At 65.0% G+C, this 25,705-nt stretch carries 24 protein-coding genes and 1 tRNA gene; 13 read left to right on the top strand and 12 right to left on the bottom strand.

What is annotated here, in order from left to right; all coding sequences use genetic code 11:
• Positions 1-60: 60 nt before the first annotated feature.
• Positions 61-348 (bottom strand): DUF1488 family protein, encoded by a 288-nt coding sequence (locus BMW76_RS01235; RefSeq protein WP_090861865.1) that lies wholly within the window; start codon positions 346-348, stop codon positions 61-63.
• A 385-nt stretch (positions 349-733) separates the two neighbouring features.
• Entirely contained in the window at positions 734-1,009 is a 276-nt protein-coding gene (locus BMW76_RS01230; RefSeq protein WP_090861863.1) for a hypothetical protein, read from the bottom strand.
• A gap of 265 nt (positions 1,010-1,274) precedes the next feature.
• Between BMW76_RS01230 and BMW76_RS01225 the strand changes: the two genes are divergently transcribed.
• From BMW76_RS01225 to BMW76_RS01215, 3 genes are all read left to right on the top strand, one after another.
• On the top strand, positions 1,275-1,499 hold the full coding sequence (locus BMW76_RS01225) for a hypothetical protein (protein ID WP_090862509.1): 225 nt from the start codon (positions 1,275-1,277) through the stop codon (positions 1,497-1,499).
• A 175-nt stretch (positions 1,500-1,674) separates the two neighbouring features.
• Complete coding sequence (locus BMW76_RS01220; protein WP_090861861.1) at positions 1,675-2,034, top strand: hypothetical protein; 360 nt, start codon at positions 1,675-1,677, stop codon at positions 2,032-2,034.
• 372 nt (positions 2,035-2,406) lie between these two features.
• On the top strand, positions 2,407-4,089 hold the full coding sequence (locus tag BMW76_RS01215) for a 6-pyruvoyl-tetrahydropterin synthase-related protein (RefSeq protein WP_090861859.1): 1,683 nt from the start codon (positions 2,407-2,409) through the stop codon (positions 4,087-4,089).
• A 53-nt stretch (positions 4,090-4,142) separates the two neighbouring features.
• Here BMW76_RS01215 and BMW76_RS01210 read toward each other — a convergent pair whose 3' ends face one another.
• Positions 4,143-4,577, bottom strand: a complete 435-nt coding sequence (locus BMW76_RS01210; protein ID WP_090861857.1) for a GtrA family protein — start codon at positions 4,575-4,577, stop codon at positions 4,143-4,145.
• A complete protein-coding gene (locus BMW76_RS01205) occupies positions 4,570-5,655 on the bottom strand; it encodes a glycosyltransferase family 2 protein (RefSeq protein ID WP_281248475.1) in 1,086 nt (361 codons plus the stop codon). Before BMW76_RS01205 ends, BMW76_RS01210 begins: the two co-directional genes overlap by 8 nt.
• A 371-nt stretch (positions 5,656-6,026) precedes the next feature.
• Between BMW76_RS01205 and BMW76_RS01200 the strand changes: the two genes are divergently transcribed.
• A complete protein-coding gene (locus BMW76_RS01200; RefSeq protein WP_177200276.1) occupies positions 6,027-7,286 on the top strand; it encodes an acyltransferase family protein in 1,260 nt (419 codons plus the stop codon).
• A gap of 37 nt (positions 7,287-7,323) precedes the next feature.
• On the opposite strand, the gene BMW76_RS01195 is transcribed toward BMW76_RS01200, so the two are convergent.
• Positions 7,324-7,656 (bottom strand): DMT family transporter, encoded by a 333-nt coding sequence (locus BMW76_RS01195; RefSeq protein ID WP_177200292.1) that lies wholly within the window; start codon positions 7,654-7,656, stop codon positions 7,324-7,326.
• A gap of 9 nt (positions 7,657-7,665) precedes the next feature.
• Complete coding sequence (locus tag BMW76_RS01190) at positions 7,666-8,163, bottom strand: heme-degrading domain-containing protein (RefSeq protein ID WP_090861853.1); 498 nt, start codon at positions 8,161-8,163, stop codon at positions 7,666-7,668.
• 255 nt (positions 8,164-8,418) lie between these two features.
• Between BMW76_RS01190 and BMW76_RS01185 the strand changes: the two genes are divergently transcribed.
• The 5 genes from BMW76_RS01185 to BMW76_RS01165 all read left to right on the top strand — a co-directional run bounded on the left by BMW76_RS01185 (position 8,419) and on the right by BMW76_RS01165 (position 12,203).
• Positions 8,419-8,495: transfer RNA gene (locus BMW76_RS01185), tRNA-Met, on the top strand.
• Between the two features lie 181 nt (positions 8,496-8,676).
• Positions 8,677-9,222 (top strand): NUDIX hydrolase, encoded by a 546-nt coding sequence (locus BMW76_RS01180; protein ID WP_090861851.1) that lies wholly within the window; start codon positions 8,677-8,679, stop codon positions 9,220-9,222.
• 24 nt (positions 9,223-9,246) lie between these two features.
• Complete coding sequence (gene aat / locus BMW76_RS01175) at positions 9,247-9,993, top strand: leucyl/phenylalanyl-tRNA--protein transferase (RefSeq protein WP_090861849.1); 747 nt, start codon at positions 9,247-9,249, stop codon at positions 9,991-9,993.
• Between the two features lie 140 nt (positions 9,994-10,133).
• The gene (locus BMW76_RS01170; RefSeq protein ID WP_090861845.1) at positions 10,134-10,973 is read left to right on the top strand and encodes an arginyltransferase; all 840 of its coding nucleotides are present in this window, start codon (positions 10,134-10,136) and stop codon (positions 10,971-10,973) included.
• A gap of 195 nt (positions 10,974-11,168) precedes the next feature.
• Positions 11,169-12,203 (top strand): quinone-dependent dihydroorotate dehydrogenase, encoded by a 1,035-nt coding sequence (locus BMW76_RS01165; RefSeq protein WP_090861843.1) that lies wholly within the window; start codon positions 11,169-11,171, stop codon positions 12,201-12,203.
• Positions 12,204-12,289: 86 nt separating this feature from the next.
• Here BMW76_RS01165 and lepB read toward each other — a convergent pair whose 3' ends face one another.
• The 6 genes from lepB to BMW76_RS01135 form a co-directional block, all read right to left on the bottom strand.
• Positions 12,290-12,982 carry a signal peptidase I gene (gene lepB, locus BMW76_RS01160; protein WP_090861842.1) on the bottom strand — a complete coding sequence of 231 codons (693 nt, stop codon included), beginning with the start codon at positions 12,980-12,982 and terminating at the stop codon, positions 12,290-12,292.
• Positions 12,983-13,080: 98 nt separating this feature from the next.
• Positions 13,081-14,085 (bottom strand): Gfo/Idh/MocA family protein, encoded by a 1,005-nt coding sequence (locus tag BMW76_RS01155; protein WP_090861840.1) that lies wholly within the window; start codon positions 14,083-14,085, stop codon positions 13,081-13,083.
• Between the two features lie 107 nt (positions 14,086-14,192).
• On the bottom strand, positions 14,193-14,906 hold the full coding sequence (locus BMW76_RS01150) for a FadR/GntR family transcriptional regulator (RefSeq protein ID WP_090862501.1): 714 nt from the start codon (positions 14,904-14,906) through the stop codon (positions 14,193-14,195).
• A gap of 367 nt (positions 14,907-15,273) precedes the next feature.
• The gene (locus tag BMW76_RS01145; RefSeq protein ID WP_090862498.1) at positions 15,274-15,816 is read right to left on the bottom strand and encodes a flavin reductase family protein; all 543 of its coding nucleotides are present in this window, start codon (positions 15,814-15,816) and stop codon (positions 15,274-15,276) included.
• Positions 15,817-16,394: 578 nt separating this feature from the next.
• On the bottom strand, positions 16,395-17,246 hold the full coding sequence (locus BMW76_RS01140; protein WP_090861838.1) for a class I SAM-dependent methyltransferase: 852 nt from the start codon (positions 17,244-17,246) through the stop codon (positions 16,395-16,397).
• Positions 17,243-19,144 carry an alpha/beta hydrolase gene (locus BMW76_RS01135; RefSeq protein ID WP_090861836.1) on the bottom strand — a complete coding sequence of 634 codons (1,902 nt, stop codon included), beginning with the start codon at positions 19,142-19,144 and terminating at the stop codon, positions 17,243-17,245. The genes BMW76_RS01140 and BMW76_RS01135 overlap by 4 nt, the downstream gene beginning before the upstream one ends.
• Positions 19,145-19,571: 427 nt before the next feature.
• Between BMW76_RS01135 and BMW76_RS01130 the strand changes: the two genes are divergently transcribed.
• The 4 genes from BMW76_RS01130 to BMW76_RS01115 all read left to right on the top strand — a co-directional run bounded on the left by BMW76_RS01130 (position 19,572) and on the right by BMW76_RS01115 (position 25,612).
• Positions 19,572-21,191, top strand: a complete 1,620-nt coding sequence (locus BMW76_RS01130) for a hypothetical protein (RefSeq protein WP_090861834.1) — start codon at positions 19,572-19,574, stop codon at positions 21,189-21,191.
• Positions 21,192-21,357: 166 nt separating this feature from the next.
• The gene (locus tag BMW76_RS01125; protein ID WP_245763085.1) at positions 21,358-22,632 is read left to right on the top strand and encodes a glycosyltransferase family 9 protein; all 1,275 of its coding nucleotides are present in this window, start codon (positions 21,358-21,360) and stop codon (positions 22,630-22,632) included.
• Positions 22,633-22,649: 17 nt separating this feature from the next.
• A complete protein-coding gene (locus BMW76_RS01120; protein WP_090861832.1) occupies positions 22,650-24,200 on the top strand; it encodes a flippase in 1,551 nt (516 codons plus the stop codon).
• 260 nt (positions 24,201-24,460) lie between these two features.
• A complete protein-coding gene (locus tag BMW76_RS01115) occupies positions 24,461-25,612 on the top strand; it encodes an acyltransferase family protein (RefSeq protein ID WP_090861830.1) in 1,152 nt (383 codons plus the stop codon).
• The last annotated feature ends 93 nt before the right edge of the window (positions 25,613-25,705 follow it).

The following is a 25,705-nucleotide window of genomic DNA, read 5'->3' as shown; positions in this document are numbered from 1 at the left end:
CGGAACAAGCGGGATAGATTGCGCGCCTGGCGCTTCGCAGACGAGCCGTGCGAACCGCGCTTATGCGCCCGCCAGATTGCCAGGTGGAAAGTGGCCGCTCTTGAGCAGAACGGGCGTGCCATTGCTGATCAGCAGATGCTCGCGGGCGACGGCTTCGATATGCGCGCGGCCGGCGTCGAACGCGCGGCGCCATCCTTCCGTATCGTTCGATCTGGCGCCGAAATGATCTTCGAGCGCTTCGACGGAAATCGCGCACGGTACCCGCTCACCATCGACGAGCGCCGGAAACACCAGCGTCAGGTTGAAGTCGCGGTAGTCGGGTGCGTCCGCGGGAAAACGAATCTCCATGGTGACCTCATCGGGAAAATCCGGCGGAAAAGGCCAGCGGCCGCATCAGTGCGCGAACGGCGCGAGATGCGCACGGCTGGCCCGGTCAGCGGGCTTTATGGTACTCGTAGCGGCATACGGCGGTCCAGCGCCGGCCGCGCGGCGAGTTGCGGGCCTTGCCGGGCCGCGGCTGCGAGCCGTGGGCGGCATGGCTTTGGGGCTACGAGCCGTCGGCGGTGGGCCTTGCGGGCTGCGGGCTGCGGGCTGCGGGCTGCGGGCGGTGGGCCTTGCAGGCTGCGGGCCTACTTATCTGCGCATCGGCGAATGCGTGTCGCGGCCTTCGTGCGTGCACGACAACGCGCACCGCGCGCGGCATGCGCCGCATCCCGCCAATGCCCGCGCGTGCTCAATGCCCGTCGAGCAGCCGGTCGACGTATGCGCGGCCCGCCTGTTCGACGAAAGCGAGCGCCTCGTCTTCCGTCGAAAAGCGATGTTCGTCGCCGATTTCCACGAGCGTCTCCATCCGGTGCGGATCGTCGGGCCCGCGCTCGGACAGGCTGACCGCGCCGACGTACAGGCCCTCGCGCTCACCCGCGCGCCGCGCCTGCTCGTGCGGCGGCACGAGACGCGCCGACGCACTGATGTAATAGCCCCGGTAAGGGCCGCTGACCCTCTCAGCCATACTCGCCTCTCGTTCTGTCAGTTACGGTTTCGTTCGATCGAAAGCACGGGGCACGCCACGTGCGATACACAGTAAGTCCTTCCGTCGCGCGATAAGTTCTACGGCCGGTTCGGACGCATCCCGCGGCGCCTTGCAGTGCGCGAATTCGCGCACTTTCGAACGCGGCGGCGGTCGAACGCGCTCCGCGGACACACCGCCAATCCGACGCGCGCGCAACGCGAATCCAGGGGAAGGCGTCCGCAATTTCCGGACGAGCACCGACGATATGGGAAAATATTTTCTTCGAGACAGCGAAATCGCCGAGCCGGATGCAGCCAATGCGTGGTTTGCGTACGCGGAAAGTCATGGCATCGACATTCCGAAGGCGATCAGCATCTGGGAAGACGCCGCGACAGAGGAAGGCGCCGAGAGTCGGCGCCTCGTCGAGCAGGCGGGCATTCGCATCGACGTGTCCGAAACGGGACACCCCAGCTTGAGACCCGAAGCCTGATGCGCGGGCAAGGGCACGCCTTGCCGTCATCGGCGCTCATTGCCGGCCTGCCCTCCTCCCGACGACGGTTTGCGTCTGCGCTGCCACCGGACGGCGGCCCTGCCACGGCCACGATGGCCTTGCAGCGACCGCCTTGCGCTCTTCGCTCACACCCTATTTCTTGAAGGAAAACACAATGAAGTCGAAGTCGACTGCCGTCCTGTTCCGCGCGAAGCCACTTGCCGCCGTGCCCGCTGCCACCCTTGCCGCACTGGCTGCGCTTGGAATCGCGAGCCTCGGCGGATGCGCGTCGTCCAACAACACGACGCTGATCAACCTGCCCAACGGCGAAAGCGGCTTCGCGGTCAACTGCAGCGGCGCGGACGCGGCGTCGAGCTGGGCATCGTGCTATGTGCAGGCGGGCAAGGCGTGCGGGGCGACGGGCTACGACATCGTATCGAAGGACACCGACGAAGGCGGCACGGCGGGCGGCGGTATCACGAACGTGGTGTCGGCGAACGTGAAGAACCGGTCGATGGTGATTCGCTGCAAGTAAGCACGCCTGCTCATCCGCTGCGCGCACTTTCGCTGGCGGAACGATTCGTCGGCAGGCGTAACGTGGGCGGGCGCACAGGCGGGCACGACAACGTGGGCGGCCGCACAAACGGAGCGTGAACCCAAACGGCACAATCGGTCCGGCGAACCTGATTTCCGGCGGCAAACCGCTCAGGCCATCACGGTTCGAACAGAGGCCTTGGCTCGTCGAACGAACCGCCCGCGTTCGATGCCGCTCCGCCTGGCCTCGTTCCAATCGAGGCCAACACGCACACGACGCCCTTGCAGCGAGAAGAACCGCCTCGGACGCCTGACGCGGAATCGCCATGAGCACAGCGCGGCCGCCATCCGACGACGCACAGGAGAACCAAACGTGATCACGGGAACGCCTGCCGCCAAGCCTGACGCTCTGGTTCGGGGAAGCGATTCGATCCTGTGGTTCGCCGGCATCCTGATGTTCGTGTATGCCGTCGCCGTGCTTTGGGGGCCCATCGTCGCGGGTCACGATACGTATCTGTCGTTCTCGCACGTCGAGACCTGGACCACGGCGATGCGCGCCGGCGATTTCCTGTCCGTATGGACGCCGTCGCATGCGAACGGATTCGGCTCGCCTTTGCCGTTTTTCTATCACAAGCTCTTCAACCTGGCCGCCGCAGCATTGACGATCGCCACCGGCGATATCGTCGTCGGCGTCAGGCTCGCCATCCTGCTGTTTTCGGGCGTGATGTTCTTTGGCGTCTATCGCTGCGCGGCGCTTCTCGGCGCATCGCGTCAAACGCGCATCGTGACGGCCGTGGCGTGCATGATGTCGCCGTATGCGCTCGTTTGCATCGTCGAGCGCGGTGCTGCGGCCGAGTATTCGGCGATGGCGCTCGTGCCGCTATGTGCCGCGTACGCCGCGGAACTGATCCTTCGGCGCGCGAAGCCCTGGCTCGGCGTCAAGCTGTTCGTCCTGCTGTGCCTGCTGGCGCTCGCGCACATCGTCACATTCGCGGTGACGGCCGGCCTGCTCGCGGCATTCGCGCTGGCACGCGTGAAGTCCTCGCAACGGCGGGCGCTCATCCTTCTCACGGCGAGCGTCGGCGCGCTGGCGGTGTTCGTCGTCGCGATCTACGTGCCGTTCCTTGTGTGGGGAAGCTACTTCAGCCCGACTCAGGCGCGCCTGCACGGCCTTCCTGCCGATAACGCCGTGCCGTTGATCCGCATCCTGTCGCCCAATCCTGCGTCGTGGTTCGGCTGGCCCGTGCTCGCGCTGCTCGCGGCGCTCGGGTTTCTGCTGCGTCATTGGAAGGACAAACGTGTGAAGGCCCCGCTCGTGACGGGCCTGACGGCTCTCGCGTTGATCCTGCTGACCACGCGTGTCAGCGCGCCGATGTGGCGACTCTCGGCGCAGTTGGACTTCGTCCAGTTTCCGTGGCGTCTGCTTTCGATCGCGACGCCGTTGGTCTTCGCCACCTTCGCTGGCACCATCGAACGGCTGCCTGCCAACCTGAGGCGACACACGCTGTTCGCGATCCTTGGTCTGAGCGTAATACACGCCGCCGGGATGCTGTACTGGGTGCACGGCGTATTCGCGACCATTCCATCAGCCGAACTACGTCAGTCGAGCCCGTCGACGGGCCCAGGCCCCGACGCTGGCGGCGAGTACTTTCCCGCGCGATACCGCAATGCGCTCGCCGCAACGCCCGATATTCTCGCGACGGGAGCCGCATCGGTGCTGCCGGTGCGACACGCGTTTGCGGACAGCGCGGGCGGATGCACGCTGAACTCCCCCGCCAACGTCGCTTACGTTCAGAGTCTTCAGATCGCCGTGACGTGCACGGCTGCGGGCACGGCGCGCATCAACCAGTTCGATACGCCGTTCCTCGAAACGCGGGTGATGGGTAATGACAACGACAAAGGCGGCGCGATGCGCGTGCGCCGGATCGAAGGCGGCCCGATGATCCAATTCGCGTTGCCGCCCGGGGACTGGACGCTGCACGTACGGCAGCGCACTTATCTGGAACTGGTCAGCCTCGCGTGGCGGCAGAAGATCGAACACGGCAGCCGCAAGTGACACAGCAGAGAGCATCGACGAGCGACCCGCGCCTGGCTTCGGCTGATCGCCCGTCAGGCGCGGCCTGATTGCCCTTTCTGGCGAAACGTCCAGACGGAGTTGATCGAGAAGGTCGCGACGAGCACGACACCCGTGGCGACCACCTGCGCGATGAGATAGTTGATCCCGAGGTCGACAGCCAGCCACTTCATCACGAGGCCATTGATCAACATGCCGAAGCATGCCGTTGCCGCGAACTTCGGCAGCGTGAGAATGATGGGGGCGCGCGTGGAAAAGGTGTATCGGCGGTTCAGTTCGTAGTTGACGACGGCGCCCGCGACGGCCCCGCTCACCGATCCGCCGACGGGCCCTGTCAGGCCCGATGCCACAAGCGCGACGAGCGTGCAGTATTGCGCGGCCGTACCGACCACGCCGACACCCGCGTATCTGAAGAAGCGCATCGCGAGCGGCGCCTGATGCTTTTGGCGCATGTCTGACGAGTCAGACATTGGTCGCGCTGCCCGCCTGGTAGCGGTCCTTGATCAGATACACGGGACGCTTCTTCGACTCGACGTAGATGCGGCCGATGTACTCGCCCAGCACGCCGATACCGATCAACTGCACGCCGCCCAACATCAGCACGACTGTCAACATCGATGCATAGCCGGGTACGGCGACGCCGAGAATCAACGTGCGCGTGATCAGGAACGCCGCGTACATAAAAGCGAAAGCCGCGACCGCGCAGCCGACGTACGTCCACACACGCAGCGGCAGCGTACTGAAACTCGTGAATCCTTCGAGCGCGAAGTTCCACAGCTTCCATCCGGAAAACTTCGACTCGCCCGCTGCGCGCGGCTCACGCACGTAATCGATGACGGCCGTCTTGTAGCCGACCCATGCGAAGAGCCCCTTCATGAAGCGCCGTGTCTCCGGCAACTTGCTGAGCGCGTTGGCCACGTCGCGTGTGATCAGCCGGAAATCGCCGACGTTCTCGGGAATCCGCGTGTCGCAAACGGCGTTGTGCATCCGATAGAACATCGAGGCCGTCCGGCGTTTCAGGTACGAATCGGAATCCCGGTTGCTGCGCCTTGCCAGTACGACGTCATAGCCTTCGCGCCATTTCTCCACCAGTTTCCCGATCACATGCGGCGGGTCTTGCAGATCTGCATCGAGCGGCACCAGCACATCGCCCAGCGCCTCGTCGAGCCCAGCCGAAAGCGCGGCTTCCTTGCCGAAGTTGCGCGTCAGATCGATCACGCGGATACGGCGGTCGAGATCGGCGCGCGCTTGCAGCATCGCGAGCGTATCGTCGCGGCTGCCGTCGTTCACGCAGACGATTTCGAATGTGATTCCGTCGATGGATTCGAGAACGGGAATGGTGGCAGCAAAGAAGTGATCCATCATCGCTTCTTCGTTGTAGAACGGCACGACCAGCGACAGCAGAGCCGTTTTGCGCGCCTTAAGCGCCGATGCATCGGCCGCCGGTGCGGCGTCGAGCGGGCGGCCCGACGCATGTGGACCAAGCTCATCCGCATCCATCTCGCGTCGTAAGGGCGAGTCGAACTGTTCGCGGCCGATATAGTTCATGGTTCATTCCCCGACAAGAAGGCATGGCAGCCGCGGTTGTTCGCGTACGCAGGCCCGGTGCTCGCGCATGGCTGCGTCGAAGGCATTTGGTCTGGGCCATTGGTCTGGGCCATTGGTCTGGGCCATTGCGCTGGCCATTTGACCTCGCAACTAATGTAATGGCGTTCGGACCCCGCGTTTGTTCGCCACCCCACTTTCCGCGCGCGCGAAGGATGCGGACCAAGTGCCGCCAGCGTACCGCGATGCCCTTAATCGCTCGCGCTCCGTTCGCCGTCGAACGATCCGTTTGTCACGCTGCGTGGAAGATTGCAGTCCGACAGCGCGCGATACGCGAGACCGCCATTGCGCTGGACACGAGAGGAGCACGCGGAATGGATCAGCATCTGGCGAACCTGGACGTGCACGAGGCGTGGCGCATCGTACCCGTCCTCGTCGTGCTTTGCGGTGCAATTTCCGTGTTGCGCTGGCGTGGACTCGATGCGCAGGAGATTCGCGCAGACGAGCGCTTCCGCAATATCGACGGTCTGCGTGGATTCCTCGCGCTGGGCGTATTCCTCGCGCACGCTTCGGGCTACTACGCCTACATGCGCGCGGGATTCTGGGGACCGGGACCCGACCTGTTCTTCAATCAGCTTGGCAATATCGGCGTGTCAGTGTTTTTCGTCATCACGAGCTACCTGTTCTGGGGCAAAGCCATCGCCGCATCCGCGCGCGTGCACCGCGCCGCCGACTATCGCAGGTATCTGTTTTCGCTTTACCTGTCGCGCTTTTTTCGCGTCGCCCCACTCTTCTATTTCGTGCTCTGCCTCACGCTTCTGACCGTATTCTCGTCGACGGGCCTGCATCTGAATGTGAGTCCCGCGAAGCTCGCGAAGGAAATCGTCAACTGGATGGCGCTCGGCCTCGGCGCAAACGTATGGATCAACGGAAACCCCGAGCCGCCCGTGATGTTCGGCATGGTGTGGACGCTCGCGTGGGAGTGGTACTTCTATTTCTCGCTCGCGGTGACATCGCTGATCGCCTTCGTCCCACGGCTGCGCACCGCGTTTGTCGTGCTGCTTTTCGGCGTATCGGTGGCGTTCAGTGTCGATGCCCGCTTCGGCGTGTGGTCGTATCTGATGCTGTTCAGCATCGGCATGATGGCCGCCTCGTTGCCGCGCAGCAGCTTTCGGCTCGACGGGATACCTGCGCATGTTCGATCGCTGGTTGCAAGCGCATCGATCGCGCTCGCCTATGCCGGCGTCGGTGCTTCGAACGCAGTGGTTCAGAACCTGCTGATCGCCGCTTTCTTCTATCTCATCCTGACGGGCTGTGACCTCTTCGGCCTGTTGAAATCGCGGGGTGCCCAACGACTCGGCGCCATCAGCTACGGCGTCTATCTGACGCACGGCGTCTGCCTGCATCTGGTGTTCGCGAACGCGTCGCTGCGGCAGTTCTCGATGGAATCGATCGCGCAGTACTGGGCCGTCGTGCTGATCGCGGGCGCGCTGGTCGTCGCGATGTCCTGTGCGACGTATGTGATGATCGAACGTCCCGGCATTGCTCTGGGCCGTGCGCTGCTGGCACGTCGAGGATGGAGAGAGAAAACGCCGCAATCCGGCACGGACGCGCAGACTGCGGCGGCAACTTGAGTTGAGCCGGGTTGGGCCTGGCTGATCGCTTGGCGCGTCAGTGCGCCTGCATCTTTGAGAACAGATTGAGCACGACGACGCCCGCGACGATCAGGCCGAGCCCCGCCACGGCCGCAAGATCGGGCACCTGCCGGTACAGCACGATCGCCACCAGCGTGATCAGCACGATGCCGACGCCCGACCAGATCGCATAGACGATACCCACGGGCAGGCTCTTCAACGTCAGCGACAGGCAGTAAAACGAAATGCCGTAGCCAAGCAGCACGACGAGCGCGGGGACCGCGCGCGTAAAGCCTTCCGACGCGCGCAGCGCGGAGGTTGCGATCACCTCGGCGACGATCGCGATCGCGAGCAGCACATAGGGCGGCATGCGCATGCGTCACGCCTTCGCAAGCGCGAGCTTGCTGTAGTCGTGGCCCAGTTGCGCGCACAGCGCCTCGGCGACGAGTTCGTGATCCGCGCGTTGCGGCAGTCCCGACACCGTCACCGATCCGATCACGCCCGCGCCCTTCACGGTCAGCGGAAACGCGCCGCCATGCGACGCATAGTCGGATACGGCGAGGCCGTGCTTGTCCGCGAGCGTGGCGCCCGACTGCTGCAGCTTCAGGCCGATACCGTACGAGCTGCGGCGGAAATGCGCGACGGTGTTGCCCTTGCGGCGCGCCCAGTCGACGTTGTCGGGCGTCGCGCCTTCGAGCGTGCAGAAAAAGAGCGGCTGGCCGAACGTGCGGATGTCGATCGCGAGCGCGAGGCCGCGCGCCTTTGCGATCTCATGCAGATACGCGCCGAGTTGCCACGCGCTGTCGGCGTCGAAATGGGGGAAGACGAGCGCATGTTCCTGCGCGGCGATCGACTGCAAGTCGTGAGCGATGTCCATGGCGTGTCGGTAGCAAAGTGGGTGCAAGCATGCCGCGCATGCCAGAACCAGAACGAACGGCTTGCGCGGCACAGACGAACGGCGATTCTAGCGCAGGCATCGCGCGCCGCCTGCCATGCTCGCACATCGGCGGCACGCGTTCGAGACGGCTGTCGCGGCAGGCCAATTGCGTGTCGCTTCGCACGCTTTCCAGTCGATTCTTAAAAAACGATTGCATCGACCCTGCGTTTGCCATATAATCTTTTCTTCGACGGACGCGGGGTGGAGCAGTCTGGCAGCTCGTCGGGCTCATAACCCGAAGGTCGTAGGTTCAAATCCTACCCCCGCAACCAAGTTCAGCATCAGCAATGTCCGTCGCACCATCAAACCCGCCATCGGCGGGTTTTTTGTTTTAGGGTCTGCTTTATTTGCGCGAATGCCTTCGCGCGGAACGGCCCGACCACGCCCCCCAGGCGTCATCGTGAACGCGCGAGCCGGTGATACACTCGCATCACCATTCTCCGTCCCCTCTCTATGAAATTCTGTTCCGTCTGCGGCCAGGCAGTGAGCCTTAGCATTCCGCCCGGCGACAACCGGGAGCGCTTCGTCTGCGCGAGCTGCGGCACCGTGCACTATCAGAATCCGCGCAACGTGGTCGGCACCGTTCCCGTGTGGGACGACAAGGTGCTGCTGTGCCGCCGCGCGATCGAGCCGCGCTACGGCTACTGGACGCTGCCCGCAGGCTTCATGGAAATGGGCGAGACCACATCGGAGGCCGCCGCGCGCGAAACGCTGGAGGAAGCCGGCGCGCGCGTCGAAGTGCAGAACCTGTTTTCGCTGCTGAACGTGCCGCACGTGCATCAGGTGCATCTGTTCTATCTCGCGCGGCTGCTCGATCTCGACATCGAAGCGGGCGAAGAGAGCCTCGAAGTGCGCCTCTTCGAAGAGCGCGACATTCCGTGGAACGACATCGCGTTTCCGACCGTCGCGCAGACGCTGCGCTTCTTCTTCACCGACCGCACATCCGGCAACTACGGCCTGCATACGGGCGACATCTTCCGCTCGCTGCGCGACGGCTGACGCCACGACGACGACCAACGCAGCATGGTTCCCTGGCTAGGCCCCGACGATCCGTTTCCGCCCGTCGAACGCGCGCTGTCCGCGGCGAGCGGCGCGCCCGGCCTGCTCGCCGCAAGCGCAGACCTGTTGCCTTCGCGGCTGATCGATGCGTACCGGCGCGGCATTTTCCCGTGGTATTCGGACGGCCAGCCCGTGCTCTGGTGGACACCCGATCCGCGCATGATCCTGCGTCCGCGCGAGTTCAAGGTCTCGCCATCGCTGAAGAAGACGCTCAAGCGCGTGCTGCGCGACGACGCCTGGGAGATTCGCGTCGACGTCGACTTTCCCGCCGTGATGCGCGCCTGCGCGCTCGCGCCGCGTCACGGCCAGCGCGGCACGTGGATCACGTCGGACGTGATCGACGCGTACACGTCGCTGCATCGCCACGGTGACGCGCACAGTGTCGAGACCTGGCATCGAGGCAAACGCGTCGGTGGTTTGTACGGCGTGTCGTTCGGCAAGATGTTCTTCGGCGAATCGATGTATGCGGAAGTGACGGATGCGTCGAAAATTGCGCTTTCCGCGCTCGTCTTCCACTTGCGACGCCATGAAATAGAAATGATAGACTGCCAGCAGAACACGTCTCATCTGGCGTCGCTGGGCGGCCGCGAGATCGCGCGCAAGGCGTTTGTCGCGCATGTGCGTGCTTCCGTCGACGCCGCGCCGATCCCCTGGCCGTTCGACAAGACTGTGCTGCGCGATCTGATCATGCCGGCCCTGCCGTCGGCATGACGTGAGCGCCGCCGCGCGGCCGACGATAACCGCGATGGACATGTCCGTCCGGCATGGCGCGGGCCAATTGCCACCGTCACCAGCAATTGCCAGCAGACAGCCGGATTTGCAAAACCAGAAACGCTTCGAGAGCTGCTAACGTGACTCACCCGAATGAGCTGCCGCTTTCACCGCTTTCGGCGCTGCAATTCTATGCAACAGCGCCTTACCCTTGCAGCTATCTGGAAGGGCGCGTCGCGCGCTCGCAGGTCGCCACGCCCAGCCATCTGATCAACTCCGACGTCTACACCGAGCTCGTTCGCGCGGGCTTTCGCCGCTCGGGCGTGTTCACGTACCGACCCTATTGCGACGGCTGCCGCGCATGCGTGCCCGTGCGCGTGCCCGTCGAGCGCTTCAAGCCGAACCGCACGCAGCGCCGCGTATGGAAAAAGCACGGCGATCTGATCGCCACCGTCGCCCCGCTGCATTACGACGAAGAGCACTATGCGCTCTACATGCGCTATCAGTCGGCGCGGCACGCGGGCGGCGGCATGGACCGCGACAGCCGCGACCAGTACGAGCAGTTCCTGCTGCAAAGCAGGATCAATTCGCGCCTCGTCGAATTCCGCGAGCCGGCCAATCCCGGCTATGCGGGTCATCCGGACATGCCGGGCACGCTGCGCATGGTCAGCATGATCGACATTCTCGGCGACGGGCTGTCGTCGGTGTACACGTTCTTCGATCCCGACCAGCCGCACACGAGTTACGGCACTTACAACATCCTCTGGCAGATCGAACAGGCGCGCAGCCTGAAGCTGCCGCACGTGTATCTCGGCTACTGGATACGCGAGAGCCCGAAAATGGCCTACAAGGCCAATTTCATGCCGCTCGAAGGGCTTTTCGACGGCGCCTGGAAGGTGCTCGATCCCGTCGCGCCCGACCTCTCGCCCGTCGATGCCGCAAAGGCCGGCTCGCGCGTGCTGCACATCAGCCGCGGTTGAAGAACCCCGCCTCGCGTGCGGGCTCGCGACTATCCACTCCTGGAGCGCGATGCCGCCCACAATGCGTATCTTTGCCTCACACAACGCGCCTGTCACGCAAGAGCGCAACCGCGCAACAAACCCGAAACGCCGATAACCGCCGCTGCGAACCGTTAAAATAGCGGGTTCTCATTTTCAGCCGCCAGGCGCCCCGCCGTGTTCAGTTCCCTTTATCCGCTCGTACGCGCTCAACTCTTTCGCATGGACGCGGAAGACGCCCACCATCTGACCTTGCGCCTGCTCGGCGCCGCCGGACGCGCCGGCGTGGCGGGCGCGCTCGCGCCGCACGTACCCGATTCGCCACGCACCGTGATGGGCCTGACGTTCAGGAATCCCGTCGGACTCGCGGCCGGGCTGGACAAGGATGGCGCGTGCATCGACGGTCTGGCCGCGCTCGGCTTCGGCTTTATCGAAGTCGGCACGGTGACGCCGCGCGCGCAGCCGGGCAATCCGCGCCCGCGCATGTTCCGCCTGCCGCAGGCGAATGCCGTGATCAACCGGATGGGCTTCAACAACGCGGGCGTCGAGCAGTTCGTGAAGAACGTGCAGGCCGCGCGCTATCGCGGCGTGCTCGGCCTGAACATCGGCAAGAACGCCGACACCCCCATCGAGCGCGCCGCCGACGACTACCTGTACTGCCTCGAGCGCGTCTATCCGTTCGCGAGCTATGTGACCGTCAACATTTCGTCGCCGAATACGAAGAATCTGCGCCAGCTGCAAGGCGCCGACGAGCTCGACGCGTTGCTCGCGGCGCTCAAGGACAAGCAGCAGCGCCTCGCCGATCTGCACGGGAAGCTGGTGCCGCTCGCGCTGAAGATCGCGCCCGATCTCGACGACGAGCAGATCAAGGCGATCGCCGACACGCTGTTGCGCCACAGGTTCGAAGGCGTGATCGCGACCAACACGACGCTGTCGCGCGCGGCCGTGCAAGGCCTGCCGCACGCCGACGAAGCGGGCGGCCTGTCGGGACGGCCGGTGTTCGATGCATCGAATGAAGTGATCCGCAAGCTGCGCGCGCAGGTCGGCAACGACATGCCGATCATCGGCGTGGGCGGGATTTTTTCGGGCGCGGACGCGCAGGCGAAGCTCGACGCGGGCGCGTCGCTCGTGCAGCTCTATACGGGCTTCATCTACCGCGGCCCTGCCCTCGTCGCCGAATGCGCGCAGGCGCTGGCAAAGCGCCCGGCGTAATCATCGAAGCGGCGTCGCGCGTGGGCGCATCCACGCGCGAATGCGCATCAAGAACGGGTATCAAATCCCACGCGTCTCGCGCTGCATCACCGCACTGCCGCCAACGCATCGAGCCGCACGCCGAAACGGTCGAAACGCGGCTTGTAGTAATGGTCGGGGTCGAGCGAGTACGCGACGCGGCGCGTGCGCCCCATCAGCTCGTCGCGCGGAAAAAAGCCGAAGTAGCGCGAGTCCGCGCTGTCGTCGCGATTGTCGCCGAGCATCAGGTACTGACCGGGCGGCACCGTCACCGGGCCGAACGAGCTGCGCGGGCTTGGCGCGAATTCCGAGAGCCGCACGACGTGCGCGAAGTCCGCCAGGCGCTCGGTCAGATAATCGCCGGGCGACACGGCATCGCCGGGCAGCGGCGCAAGCGCGAGCGGCTGATAGCTCGCGCGCACGCCATTCACAAACAGCACGTTGTCGCGCATCTCGACGGTATCGCCGGGCAGGCCGATCAGGCGCTTCACGATCAGCTCGTGCGCCGCCGATGAATCGACCGTTACGATATCGCCGCGCTGCGGGTCGTGCAGATGCACGAGCGCGATATGCGTGAACGGAATGCGCAGATCGTAGGCCATCTTGTCGACGAGGATGCGATCGCCCTCGCGTATCGTCGGCAGCATCGAGCCGCTCGGCACGACGTTCCAGTCGGCGATCGCGCTGCGAAACAGCACCATCAAAACAATAAACGCGACGAGACTTTTGTTCTCGCGCCACAGCCGGACCAGCACGCGCATGATCGCGCTCCTTTCTACGACGTCTGAAGGAAAACGAAAACGGACCGTGAAATCCGGTCCGCGCTGATCCTACCACCGCGAATGCGATGCCCGCAGTTTCACTCGCAGGGAAACGTGAGCCCCAGCGCCGCGCGCGCCGCATCGGCCATCGAGATCATCTGGTGCGACTTCGCGTGCGTCATGATCGGGCTTTCGAGCTGCCCGGCGCGAATCAGCTCGCAGAAGTGCTGCGTCTCGTAGTTCAGGCCGCCGCCTTCGAACGGCGCGTCGAGCTCGACGACGCGTCCGTCGACATAACGCACCGTCGCGTGCGACGGATTCCACCAGTTCTCGTGAATCGTCACGTTGCCGCGCGTGCCCGCGATGAACGCATCGCCCTTGCCGAACAGGTCGAGCCCGCAAAAGAGCTGCGCGATGCCCTTCTCGTGCCGGCTGTTGAGGCTCGCGAACGTATCGACGCCCGTCGCGCCGAGCCGCCCCAGCGTCTGCACGTCGAGCGGCGCGCCGAGCCAGTCGACGGCGAGAAACATCTCGTAGATGCCGATATCGAGCAGCGCGCCGCCCGCCTGTTCGAACGACAGCGACGGATGATCGTCGGGTACGCCGGGCACCGAGCAGCCCGCGCGCACGAGGCCGATATCGCCGATGGGATCGGCGCAAAGATGCGCGCGCAGTTTCAGGTAGAGCGGATAGAACGGCGGCTTCATCGCTTCCATGAAGAGTCGCTGCGAAGCGCGCGCGCTGTCGATCACGCGCGCCAGTTGCGCCGCGTTCACCGTCGCGGGCTTTTCGCACAGCACATGGATGCCGGCTTCGAGCGCGGCGCACGCGTAATGCGCGTGGCTGTCCTGCATCGTCGCGATATAGAGCGCGTCGATTCCGCTTCGAAGCAGCGCGTCGAAGCTCTCGGGCGCCTGACCGCCATGCTGCTGCGCGAACGCCTCGGCGCGCGCGCGGCGGCGCGACCATACGGCCGCGAGGCGCGTGTCCGGGACGTGCGCGAGGCTCTGCGCAAAGCGGTGGGCGATGCGGCCTGCGCCCACGATGCCCCAGCGTATCGTTGCGTGATGTGCGGACGGGTCGTGCGTAGCTGCGTTGTTCATCGGTCGCAAGAAAATCCTGATCGGTGAGTGACAGCCGACATTGTCGCCGATGTCGTCTCCCACTTCGCCGGACAGGCGCTTGCGGCCTGGCGGAATTGTGCTTGCAGCTATTCCGTCTGCGCGTCGGGCATCGCCACGCTCAGGCGGCTCATCGAATAGTCGATCACCGCCATCGACGCCGCTTCCGCTTCCTTCGCATCGTGCCGCTCGATCGCCTCGACGACGCGCGCATGCAGCTTCACCGCTTCATCCCATGCGCCCGGCGGCTGCTCGACGAGCGGCTTGAGCGCCGACAGCGCGCCGCGAATGATGGCCGCCATCTGCTGGAAGAACTGGTTGCCGCTCGCGACGACGATGCGCGTGTGCAGCGCTTCGTCCGCCGTCTGATGGCCGGGCTCGCCGGGCGGGCTGGTACGGAACGCCTCGAACGCATCGCGGATCGCGGCGATGTCCGACGCGTTGCCGCGCGTCGCCGCCTGCGCCGCGGCGCGCGGCTCGATCAGCACGCGGAATTCGATCACGTCGCGCAGAAACGTCGGATCGGGCTTCGCGCGAAAGCGCCAGTTCACGACGTCCTCGTCGATCATCCGCCAGTCGTGCATCGGGCGTATGCGCGTGCCGATCTTCGGGCGCACGTCGAGCATGTGCCGCGCGAGCAGCATCGACAGCGCCTCGCGCATCACGGTGCGGCTCACGTCGAATTCCTTCGACAATACGTCTTGCGGTGGGAGCACCGCGCCGTATTTCTCTTCGACGATCCCGGTCACGAGCCCGTCCATCACCTTGCTGACCAAGGATCGTTCTTTATTGGTTTGTTCCATCATCATGCTCTCCCCGATGAGGCGTTTCTCGCCTGCGATAAGTGTTGATCACGGGCCCTCGTGTCATCTTCTGATAGATAGTCAACAGTACGTTGCGTCGCTTTATCCTGATACGCCAGTCGGGAATCACCTTGACAGGGTATTCCCTCCGATGAATTGTTTCTTTCGTGTAACGCGTCGTGAAGCGAAGTGAAGCAGCGCATCGCGAGAGCATGCGCAACGGGGAAAAATTGCATCGAATAAGGGCCCGCAAGCATTTGTCCGCCATCCACCCGTTACCTTGATTACGCCGCTGCCGATCGCATCAATTAGCAGTCCGCATGCAAATGCCCGCAGCCTGCCAACCGCAGCGCACAATCCGCTTCTGCTACGTCTCCATCAAACGTCCGTTCGCCACCGACGCGTAGCGTCCGCCGAAAAACACGAGCGGCGCCTGCTCGTCGAGCGAGAAAACCAGTACTTCACCAATGAACAACGTGTGATCGCCGCAAGGATGCCGGTCGACGATACGGGCTGCAAAACGTGCGACGGCGCTCTCCAGCAGCATCACGCCGGGCAGTCCGTCGACGGCGGCGAAACAGGGCACGAGCCACGTCTGCGGTTCGCCCGCGAAATGGCGGCTGTGCGGTTCCTGGTCATTCGACAGCACGCTTACGCCGAAGTGCGTGTCGTCCATCAACCTTTCGTGCATCCGCGCGCGCGTGCCGACGGACACGACGATCAGCGGCGGATTCAGCGAGCCGGACATGAACGCGTTGGCCGTCATCGCATGCAAAGATTCACCGCAGCCGCTCGATATCACGACGACGCCGGTTGCGAAGCGGCCGAGGGCGTGGCGAAAGCGGCGCTCGTCGAAGACAGGTGCACGTGCAACGTCTATGGCGTCGACGGGGAGCCTTCTGGCGTTCATCTGCGATCCTCGCTCCATGCCATTCCTCGTTCATCGTCCGCGCGACGCGACGCTTCGACACTACGCCGCGCAGCATGCAACCATTGAAGCAACCGTGAACACGTTTCACTGTTCGTGAGCACACGTAGCCTGATGAATTGACCGATCGTGACTGCAATTGCAGCAAACATGCGTTCCCATAGTTGCGATCGGACAGCGTCATTGAGCGACGTCATCGCGCGACGCCGTGCTTCATGAGTGCACGACGGCACGCCGATGCTAGCGACCCGCGCACGCGGCCGCTGTTCGATACATCACATTGCAGGACGGGCGCTGCCCGTTCCGTCACACGCGCAGAACGGTGACGGGCGCGTAAACGGCGATCTGATGTCGAAACTTGCCCCGTGGATATGGGTTTGAGTCGTGGGTTTCGAATCGTGGGTTTGAGTCGCGGGTTTGAGTCGTGAACGTGACTCCCGGGTTCGACTCCCGGGTTCGACTCCCGGGTTCGACTCCCGCGTTTGCCTCACGGATCGCGGCCGTGAATCGGGTCGCCGTAGCATGACGCCGGCTCGCGCGGCGTCACGCAGGCGCATCCGTCATGCCGCCGGCTGCGCGTCCGGTACCGGCGCCGGCTTCGACGGCTTGCGCGCAATGAAGTGGAACCACCAGGCATCGCTGGTCTGCGCCTGTTCGGGAATGGACTGGCCGTCGCAGCTATTGAACACGGCATCGATGTCGAACCCGATCTGCTGGAGCTGCCGCCGTTGCTCGCGCAGCGTCGTATAGACGATCACAATGCCGAAGTAATGCGCGGCGGCCGTCTTGATCGAGTAGCCTTCGAAGTCGCGGTGCAGCTTCGCGTTGCGGCGGTAGTTGTAGACGGCCTGCGGCAACTGACGCATCGCGCGCAATACGCGCCAGCCGAATCGCGCAGGGTTGACCGAAAAACGCGGCAGCAGCTTGCGCGGGCTCTCGTGAAAGCCGGGGCCTTCGCGATTGTGACTGGAGAACAGCACCAGGCCGCCCGGCTTCGTCACGCGGTACATCTCGCGCAGAATGCGCTCGCGGTCTTGATAGTCGACGCAATCGATGCCGTTCCAGCTGAACGCGCACAACGCGAAGTGATCGGATGGCAGCGTCGCCATGTTGCGCGCGTCCATGAGCCGAAGATCGACGCCAGGAAAGCGCCGCTGCGACTGCTCGAGCAGCTTGGCCGTGTAATCGATGCCCACGTAGTTCGTCGACATTTCCCGCATCAGCGGCACCGTGCGGCCGGCGCCGATGCCGATATCGAGCAGCGGCTGCCCCGCGCATTCGGTGGCGACCCAGGCGAATGCGGCCTCTTCGCCGGGATCGCTCCAGGTTTTCTCCGTGTTGAATTCGCGCCATGCATCGCGTGAATTCCACGCCTGCTGATTGATGCGATCCATTGGAAGTCCGAAGGTCATGAACTCACTCCATCTGAACAGGTTCCGTGCGGCGTCGGCACCGACACCGCGGCTGCAGCCCTGTCGCCCTTCGCATCCTCTCGCGGCATGGAACTGGAACGCCCACGCACGGCGGATACCTCGACAAAGCTATCGAACAACCATTGGTTCGCCCCCGTGATCGCGGCCTCGCGTGCTTCGCGAGTGAAGAGCGCATGATCGAGCCGCGGCAAGGTCATCGTTCGTACGCCGGGATAGCGTCGCAATGCACGCAGCCCCGAGCCGAACTGGATCTTGAGTTCTTCGATGCCAAGATCGAACTCGCCATAGGCGAGCCGAACATTGGCACCCTTGTCATCCAGCTTTCGCATCAGATCGTGTACATCGTCATTCGACAGCGAGATGCCCGTACAGGACCTGACCCATTCGGCCGCACGCAGACCCGCGCTGCGCGCGAGGCGCGTCGACAGGCCGCGTATCACGCGCATGAGCGAGCTCTCGCCGCGCAGCACACGCTTCCATTTTTCGAGGCTCAGCGCCGAGCGGCGCAATACGGCGGAGGGCGCGAGTCCCGCCGTCGCCTCCGTCAGCTCGATGCCGTCCCAGATGAATTTCTGCAGGTTCACGCCATAGCAGCCGACGATCTGCGGATGCTGCGCGCACGCGTGCAGACTCACGAACGCGCCGCCGCACACGCCGAACGCGACGATGCGCGCGTGGCCCTGCGCGATCAGCCAGTCGGCGCCCGCCATCGCGTCGATCGGGGACTGGTCCGCGTAAATCGTGTCCAGATCGACGTGCGGCGCGGTGGGCGAACTGTCGCCGAGTCCGCCCAGATCCATGCGCAGCGACGCAATGCCTTGCGCGGCAAGCAGCCGGGCGAACAGCACGAAGATGCGGCCATCGCCGATATGGTGGCTCGCGCCCGTGTTGACGAACAGCACGGCGGGCGCATCGGCGCGCGGTACATCCGGCTTGCAATGGATGCCGAAATAATTGCCGAACACAACGGGATATTCGTTCGCGCCTTCGCGCGCGAGCCGCAACATGGGCTCCTCGCAGCGCGAGGCATTCCCTTCGCAGGCAGCGGCCCGATCCGTGGGCGGAACGGGCACAACGGGCACAACGGGCGGAACGCGCCGTTCAGCGCTGCCGCCCGCCGCGAGCCACATCGTGACGGCTGCAAACGCGTGAACGGGCTCGATGCTGTACAACGCCTCGACGAGAAACCGGTCGGCCTCTTCGAACGGCTGACGCTCGACTTCGACGCCATGCCCGATGTAATGCTGCGCGAGCGCGGCGAGCCGCGCGCGGTCGCTCGATTCGAAAATCAGCACGCGCCTCGCAGGCGCGCGCGTATCGTTGCGCAGATCGACTGCGGCAAGCTGCGCGATGTCGTCGCCATGCAGCCCGAAGCCGAACGCTTCGACATACGCGGCACTATCGGGAATCGGCACCGCGTTGATGCCCGCCGGCGTGCTGAGCCAGCTCTGACGATGCGCGCGCAGCTCGCGGATATAGCTCTTGCCCAGTACCACGGGCGACAGCATCGCGAGGCCGTCGATGTCGCCGATCCGCTGCGCGGCGAGCGCGGCCAGCGTCGCGCCGAGCCTCAGTCCGCACAGCGACACGCACTCGACTCCTGTGCGCTCGCGCAGGCATCGCACGGCACTGGCGATGCTGGCGATCCACGCATCGATGCGCCCCACGTCCTCTTCCACCCCCGCCGAGTCGCCCGCACCCGGATAGTCGAAGCGCAACACCGGCATGCCCGCCGCCGACAGCCGCTGCGCCAGCGCACGCCAGCCGCGATGCGTGCACAGCGCGTCGTAGCCGAACGGGTTGCACAACACGACACCGTGCCGCCCCTGCGCAGGATGGAGCCAGCCGAAACAGTCGTCGAAAACGACAGGTGTCATCGAAGTCCCTGAACGCGAGGTTCACGCCTGACCGCCGCAACCCACGCTGTCGCATCGACGGCAAGCTGCGCGGCTTTCCTGATTGAACGAAACGAAGAGCGGCATCCTCGACGTTGCCCGTGATTTAAACAATCCCGACCCGGCGAATCTGTACGCCGACCCACACTAGCGTGCGATGCACAAAACGCATGCAGCAAGCCTCGGCGCGGAATACGCGAAGCCGTCCAGCCCGCCTTTCCGACACGCCGATGAAACACGCCAATGTGAGCCGGCACCGTGAGCATCGACGGTGCGCGGACGCACAAACGCCACCGTGCACGGCTGGCAGAATCGGGCAACCGACGGACAGGCGCCGGCGCCGGATATCCGATCCGCCTCGGCCTGTCTGCAAGAAGCACCTTCCCGACTCTCGACACGAACGCCGCACATGATGCAGATGGAAACCACGCAGGATCGCGCGGGCAGCGCTGACGGCGGGGCGCGAGCGCCGGGCACCGCTCCCGCCGCGACCGCGCCGCAAGCGCGGGTCATTCGCGAACGCGCCGCCGCATGGTTTCCGTTCGCCGTCGCGGGCGTCGTCGCGCTTGCGCTGCTGCTTCGGCTTCCGACGCTCTCCAGCCGCTCGATCTGGATGGACGAGGCCTACAGCTACTGGTTCTCCCATCTGTCGTGGACGGATCTGTGGACAAAGACGCCGACTTACGAAACCCATCCGCCCTTCTACTACTCGCTGCTGAAACTGTGGACCGCCTGGGCAGGCACGTCCGAGGCCGGCATGCGTTCGCTGTCGGTGCTGGCGAGCGTCGTCACGATTGCGCTGACGGCCGTCGCGCCGCGTCTGCTGCGGCTGCCGAGCCGGTACGGGAGCGCCGGAATAGCGGCCGCCGCGCTACTCGCCGTCAACGAAGGCAGTATCGAATACGCGCAGCAGGCGCGTCCCTATGCGCTCCAGACACTGTTCTGCACGCTGCTGATCCTGCTGACGGCGAGCATGCTGCGCCGCATGTTCGACGCGCAGCGCGAACATGCGCGAATCGGATCTGGCGTGCGCCTCGCGGTGCTGTCGGGGCTCGCTGGCGGCATCGTCCTCTGGCTGCACAACACGAGCCCCTTCATCATCTTCAGCAACTCGGTCGCGAGCTTCGCCGCGATCGCGCTGTTCTCCCGCTACAGGCGCGCCGACCTGTTGCTCGCGACCAGCTCGCTCACACTCAGTCTGCTCGTATGGAGTCCGTGCGTGCCGATCCTGCTGATCGAAAGCCGCACGGTCGCCTCCGCGTTCTGGGTGACGGTCTCGCCGAAGATGCTCACATGGCCTTATACGCTCGCGGCAGGAGGCAAGTACGCGTTCGTCCCCGCCGCAGCCATTGCTGCACTCGCATGGCTGCGCATGTTCCGCAACAACCGCGGCATGGCGATCTACGTCGCGTCGATGTTGCTCTTGCCCGTGATGTGCATCTTTACGATCTCGTATCTGTTCACGCCCGTCTTCATCACCCGCACGTTCGCGTGGATGGCGCCACTCTTTCTCTTCGTGGTCTCGCTGGGACTCTTCGGGGCCGTCCCTTCGCCGGGCCTACGGCATGGGCTGCTGGCCGTGCTGATCGCGCTGGGCCTCGTGCAGTGCGTCGGCTATTACCGCACGCCGACGGAAGACCTGCGCGGCGCCGTGCGATATCTGCGCGACAACGTCCACGCCGGCGACGCGGTGCTCCTCTATCCGAACGAGATGGAAGTCGGGCTGCACTACTACGCACGCGACCTGGCCACCCGGTTCGAGCTTGCAGCCATCCCCGCGCGTTATCCGGCGCTCGGTCTCACGCGCCCCTATCTCGGCAGCAACAAGGGCGCGCCCGCGGCGATCGAAAGCGACCGGGCGCAGATCGATGCGCTGCTGGCCACGCATCCGCGCGTCTGGCTCGTCGGCGCCTGGCAAGACGCCGATGGCGTCCCGAACGTAGTGGGCAGCGAACTCGTGAGGCAGCGCGGCAAGCCCGCTGTGTTGGCCGATTTCTTCGGAATCGGCATCGCCCGGTTCGGCAAATAGACGGCGCATTGCCGTGTTCGACGCGGTAACGTCCGCACGAGTCCACGCCGGCCAGCACCGCGCATCGAACTGACAGGCGTCCATCGCGCGACGCGGTCACAAAACTCGGCGGCTTGGTTGGCTCCAGCACAGAACGCCGGGCGACGGGGCCGCACAATCCACGGCAATGCGCACGATCGACGGACGGCGGCGCGAACACGGCCTGCCGGGCTGCCGCCCGCCAATACACAACACGAAAGGGAGCATCGCGATGGGATGGAAGGGCTCGCTTGCCGAAGTGCCGCTTTGGTTTGCGGGCCGACTGGGTCCGCAACCCGCCCGTTCACGCAATGACGCGCCTCGCAGCATTCTGGTGCTGCGGCCAAACGATCTCGGCGACCTGCTGACGACCACGCCCATCTTCGAAGCCTTGCGACGGCGTTTTCCCGATGCCCGGCTCGTGGCGGGCATCGGGCGCTGGGGCCGCGCGATCGTCGAAAACAATCCGTTCGTCGATGAGGTCCTCGAACTCGACGCCCCGTGGCACAACAAGGTCGTGCCCGACCAGTCGCTGGGCGCCGCGCTGCGTTTCATCCGCGATTGCGCGCAGGTACGCGCGGCACGCGAGCGCGGCGGCTTCGACGTGGGCATCGACGTGGTCGGCAGTCATTTCGGCCTGCTGCTGATGCTGCGCCTCGGCGTCCGATACCGGATCGGCGTACGCGGCTATCGCGGCGGCTGGAGCGGCTGTCACGGGCATATCCGGTTTTCGCCGATGGTCCATGTGTCGCGTGCGGCCCTCGCGCAAGCGGAATTGCTCGGCGCGCACGACCTGCCCGAAGCGAGGCCGCAACTGTATCTGACCGACTTCGAGCGGGCCCAGGCGGCCCATGTGTGGCGCTCGGGCGCCGTCGCAGGCCGTCGCCCGGTGCGGCTCCTCGTCGGATGCGCCGCCGGCCTGCCCGACAAGAGCTGGGCACCCGAAGCGCTGGGCGAGGCGCTCGGCCGTGTCTCGCGGGCGCTCGCTCAAGCGGGCGGCAGCGACATCGTCATCGTCGGCGGCGCAGCCGAAAAGTCCTGCGCACAGACCGTGATCGAGCACAGTGGCGCAGCGGCCGGCATACGCTCGCTCGCCGGCCAGACGCCGCTGCGCACAACCTTCGCGCTCGCCGAGCAGGCCGACGTCGTGATCACGAACTCATCGATGCTGTTGCACGCGGCGGCGGCGTTCAGACGGCCGACGGTCGCCGTGCTCGGCGGGACCCTCGGCGACGCGCGCGGGCACGATAGCGTATGGGGTTACTGCGCGCCTTATTGCAGCGTGGGGCCCGAGAACGGTAAGCCGTATGGGCGCATATCCGGCTGGCCGAGCATCGAGCGCGTCGTGCAAACCATCCTGGACAAGATCGCCGGGCACGCTGTCTCCGCGGGTCCGGACCGCCTGTCGATCGGCCTCAACTGAAGCGCGTCGAAGCCTCAATGCAATCGTCCAGACCCAGTCTGAAGCGCAACGGCATCGCCAACTTTCTTGGCGGCGCGCTGCCGATGATCGTCTCGCTGATCACGGTGCCGCTCTACCTGAAGCACATCGGCGCGGAGCGCTACGGCGTGCTCGCGATCGTCTGGACCTTGCAGGGCTATTTCGGCTATTTCGACTTCGGGTTGTCGACGGCGACGGCCAACCGGATCGCGCAACTTTCCGAAGCGTCCGAGCGCGAGCGGGAGTCCGTGTTCTGGACGGCATTCGTCCTCAATGCGCTGTTCGGGACGCTCGGCGGCGTCATCCTGTACTTCGCCGGAAGCTTTCTGTTCTCGCATTTCCATATAGCGCCATCGATCAGCGCGGAGGTCATCGAGACATTGCCGTTCATCGCCTGCGCGATTCCCGTCGCGACGCTGACCTCCGTGTTCGTCGGCGCGCTCGGCGGCCGCGAGCAGTTCGGACCGCTCAACGCCGCGCAGTTCGCGGGCGTGCTGATCTTCCAGACCGTGCCCCTGCTTGCGGCGCTGCTGATCGCGCCGCAATTGCAGTACGTGATCCGCGCGGCCGTGCTCGGCAGCGGCGTGTCGCTGCTGATTCTCCTCTTCGTCTCAATCCGCGCGTTTCCGCTGCGCCTGAACGCCCCGCCGCAGCGGCGTCATCTTAAGCCGCTGTTTTCGTATGGCGCAGCCGTCATGGTCAGCAATTTTCTGAGCCCGCTGCTGGATTCCGCCGACCGGCTGATGATCGGCAGCATTCTCGGACCGCAACCCGTCGCGTGGTATCAAGTGCCGTTCAATCTCGCCACCCGCGCGAAGATCCTGCCCGCCGTCTTTTCGCGCACGCTGTTCCCGCGCCTGTCCGCGTTGCCGGCACGCGATGCCGTCGAGCTCGCCGTGCGCGCGACGCACGCATTGTGCGTGCTGATCACGCCGCCCATCGTATTCGGCATCTTCCTGATGCAGCCGTTCATTACACTGTGGGTCGGCCACGACTTCGCCGCGCGCACGACGTCGATCGGAGAAATCATTCTGATCGGCGTGTGGGCGAACGCGCTCGCGCACATACCCGGCAGCCATCTGGCGGCAGGCGGCCGGCCCGGTATCGTCGCGTGGTTCCATACGCTGCAGGCCGCTCCGCTGGTGGCGCTGCTCTGGTGGACACTGCATCACTTCGGCCTGGTCGGCGCGGCGTTTTCATGGACGTTGCGCTACGTCGCGGAGACCGTGCTGCTGTTCTGGGCCGCGAAACTCGGCGGCGGCCTCGCGCGCTACCTCGTGCCGCCGACGCTGCTCGTCATGGGATCGTTCATCGCGACCGTCGTGTTTCCGCCGACGTCGATCGCGCGCCATGTGTGCTGGTTCGTGATGGTGGCGGCATCGCTCGCATGGGCGCTGCATGCGGAACCGGCATGGCGCAAGCGTGCCGTGCACGAGCTGCGGCACATCGTGTCGAAGCGCTTTCGCACGCGTTCGGCCTTCGACGCTGGCATGCCCGCAGGCGCAACGCCGCCGCCCGCGAGCGCCGGCGAACCCATCGCGCGCCAGTAAGCCCGCGCGCCGCCGACCACATGCCAGTGTCGCAGCGGCCCGGCCGCTGCGTCCGAAGCGCGCGAACAACGGGCGACGCCGATGTGGTGGCGCGCACAGATTGTTGCCGCACGGTCGTGCACAGTGGCAGCGATCGCCGGACATTCGCCCATCGACAAATCGCTGCCGTGATGTCGCGGGCTTGCGGCCCCCGTCGCCATCCGGGCGCCGCATCGTGTCGCAAGCGATCGTGAATACAGGGCATTCGTTACGGGGCAGTCATGCGCAAACAGGCAACGATCGATTCTTTCGAAGGCGCTCGCGGGCTCGCCGCGTTGCTGGTCGCGCTCTATCACTTCAGCCTCTTCGACAGCTTCGGGCTGCCCTATCCCGGCTTCATCCGGCACGGCTATCTGTTCGTCGATCTGTTCTTCGTGCTGAGCGGATTCGTGATCTGCTCCTCCTATGAGAGCCGCCTGAACGACGGCGCCGACTTCTGGACCTTCGTGATCCGCCGCTTCGGGCGGCTCTTTCCGCTGCTCGTCTTTTCCACGCTGATCTACGTGCTGCTGCCCAATGCCTACGTGCTGGCGAAGCAGATACTCGTCGCCTTCGGACATCAGGGCATGTTCAGAAATCCGGCGGCGTTCGATTACACGATGCCATCGGCGGCCGAGATATTCACCACGCTGACGATGACGCACGGCCTCGGCATGTTCGATCACGCGATCCTCAACTACGCGAGCTGGAGCATCAGCGCCGAGTTCTACACGTACCTGCTGTTCGCGGGCCTGTGCATCGCGCTGCCGCCGCGCGCGCGGCTCGTCGCGATGGCCGCGCTGAGCGTGCTCGCGTATGCCGTCACCTGCTGGGCGAGCATCGCGTGGCACGATTGCATCGCGAAGACGCGTTGTCTCGACGTCACCTACGACTTCGGCTTCGCGCGTTGCATCGCGTCGTTCTTCATGGGATGCGCGGCGCTTCACGCCTCGCGCTACGCGGCCTCGCACGCGAGCAGGCTGCAAGGCATCGCGCTCGCGGCGACGGTTGTCGTGTTCGCGTGCCTGGCCGATGCACCCGCGATCGCGCTTCTGCTGCCGCTCGTGTTTGCGCTGCTGATCCTTTCGCTTTCATCGGATCGCGGCCGGGCGGCGAGCTTGCTCAAGACGCGCGCCGCACAGATACTCGGGCAGCGTTCCTACTCGATCTATCTGATGCATCCGCCCCTCATCTGCGTGTTCGGCTATGTCGTGCGTGGCGCGTCGGGGCCCGCGATGGGCGCCGCCGTGCTGCTCGCGTATGTCGTCGCGCTGATTGCCGTCTCAGGGCTGACCTATCGCTTCATCGAAGTGCCCGCTCGCGATGCGTTCAACCGCTGGGCAGCAAGACTGCGCACGACGCAAAGCGCCGAATACTTCGCACGGCAGGACTGAAACCCGGCAGTGGTGAACGACGTGGGGAACGGCACGGGAAGCATGCGGCCTCGCGCGCTTCGCATGCAAAACGCGCGACGCAGCGATACGCAA

It is taken from the genome of Paraburkholderia diazotrophica, assembly GCF_900108945.1.
In the GTDB taxonomy this organism is placed as follows: domain Bacteria; phylum Pseudomonadota; class Gammaproteobacteria; order Burkholderiales; family Burkholderiaceae; genus Paraburkholderia; species Paraburkholderia diazotrophica.
Note: the sequence above shows the minus strand (reverse complement) of the source record. Positions and strands in the feature narration are given on the sequence as shown.